This window comes from Alkalibacterium indicireducens (genome assembly GCF_039522005.1).
In the GTDB taxonomy this organism is placed as follows: domain Bacteria; phylum Bacillota; class Bacilli; order Lactobacillales; family Carnobacteriaceae_A; genus Alkalibacterium; species Alkalibacterium indicireducens.
This window is the reverse complement of record NZ_BAAADA010000074.1, coordinates 1-1,595: the sequence shown is the minus strand read 5'-3', so window position 1 is coordinate 1,595 and position 1,595 is coordinate 1. Positions and strand designations below refer to the sequence as shown.

Here is a 1,595-nt window from a genome sequence, read left to right as displayed (position 1 = left end):
TGATAATTATTTATAAGAAGTTTCAATAACCGCAAGGGTTAAACCTGGATATTCAACTGCAAAACTTGAGTAAATAATAATGATAATCATTCTCATTTATATAAATTTACCATACAATTTTTTCTAAGGCAAATGATTTTTTAGACAATTGCTTGTCTTTTACGGATTTAATAATTTTAATCGACTCCACTCAAAATACTGTATCATTGATTACTCTATTGTTTTACATGGTTCTTTTAATTGGACGCCAACGGCTTCTCAAAACGAAGAACACTTAACAATTTCTGTAGATAGACAATTAGCAAAACAATACACAGATAATTTTAAGGTAATATTTCAAAATTCGTATGGGAGGAACTTATGAATAAAGAATTTTTTTCAAAAACAGAAACAATAGATTATGTTTGGCAATACTCGAAATATTACGGTAATCTATTAAGCTATTGCAAAGATGTAGCAGAGAAGGATTCTGGAAATGGATTTGTCTCACTCATTTTTTTATTTAATCTAATGGAAAATATATTCAAAAGCAGCTTAAAAAATTATGATGCAAGACTTATCGATGTTATAGATATCTTGAGAGATAATGGCACTATAACAAAGATAGAACATGACTTTCTTAATAATAAAAATAATGGCATAAGAATAATTCGCAATCTTTTATCACATAGTAACTTGTCTAAGTATAATTTAATTTTTACTGAAGATGGTACTGAAATTTACTATCCATTAACAGAGAATGAAACTTGCCTAAAAATGTATGAAATGATTTCCGATATTCTTTTTAATTTAATGCTAAGGATAATAAGCACCGATACTATTGAGCCTCTCAATATAGATCTCGATGATAAAATTAATAATGTTAAAATCAAAATTAAAAAGTGTACACCGGAAAAATTAATGGAATTTAGAGGCATTGATGTTTCCATAATTCCTAATTGGGAAGAACTAAATGAATCAGATAAATATAGGATTGTTGAAAGTTCTAGCGATGTAAGAATGGTAACAAATATTGCATCAACTATTTTTAAAAATTATTTAGAGTAGTAACTCATTTAAAGACCAGACCCAGTTGTATAAAATAGTAAAACTTGTAATTATTAAAAAGCAAAAGCATCCGACTATTTCATCGGATGCTTTTTAGTCTAATCATATTTCACAAACGCATCTTTAAATCCAGCTTTCTTTGCTTTTTCTAGTTGCTTATCAGCATTCTTTTTAATACTATACGCACCAATCTGTACACGATATAGTTTCTTTCCACCAGTTGATGGTTTAGATGTTGACGTACCTTTCGCTAATTCCTTCTTCACATCTGCCCTAAACGTATCCATTGACTTACCATGTTTTGAAAACCAATGACGTGGGTCGCCATGATTACTAGCGATTTTTTTCTGGTACCCTTCATAATGGCCGATGATATTTTTCTCCGTTAGTTTGTATTGTTTACAAAGATAAGCAGCAAGTTCCACCGCTTCTTTATAAACTTTATTAAAGTAAGTTTTGTCGGTTAAATTATCTTCACAGTAGAGTAGGAAAGCGCCGCCTTATTGTATTTCTACAACAGGTTTGCGCAGACCCCTCCCCGAACCGTG

The 1,595-nt window shown here is 30.4% G+C and carries 3 protein-coding genes; 2 read left to right on the top strand and 1 reads right to left on the bottom strand.

Translation table 11 applies throughout. The features are described 5' to 3' along the window. Positions 1 to 148 precede the first annotated feature (148 nt). Together ABFX15_RS12160 and ABFX15_RS04810 are read left to right on the top strand one after the other, a co-directional pair. Positions 149 to 364 carry a phospholipase D-like domain-containing protein gene (locus ABFX15_RS12160; protein ID WP_428830602.1) on the top strand — a complete coding sequence of 72 codons (216 nt, stop codon included), beginning with the start codon at positions 149 to 151 and terminating at the stop codon, positions 362 to 364. Further along, positions 361 to 1,047, top strand: a complete 687-nt coding sequence (locus ABFX15_RS04810; RefSeq protein WP_346024352.1) for a hypothetical protein — start codon at positions 361 to 363, stop codon at positions 1,045 to 1,047. The genes ABFX15_RS12160 and ABFX15_RS04810 overlap by 4 nt, the downstream gene beginning before the upstream one ends. A 98-nt stretch (positions 1,048 to 1,145) precedes the next feature. Here ABFX15_RS04810 and ABFX15_RS12225 read toward each other — a convergent pair whose 3' ends face one another. Continuing rightward, positions 1,146 to 1,472, bottom strand: coding sequence for an SPOR domain-containing protein (locus ABFX15_RS12225; RefSeq protein ID WP_487046871.1), 327 nt, complete (start codon positions 1,470 to 1,472; stop codon positions 1,146 to 1,148). Positions 1,473 to 1,595: the final 123 nt, after the last annotated feature.

Coding starts and splice junctions, on each gene's coding strand:
- ABFX15_RS04810 (WP_346024352.1), top strand. CDS start 361: ATGAATAAAGAATTTTTTTCAAAAACAGAAACAATAGATTATGTTTGG.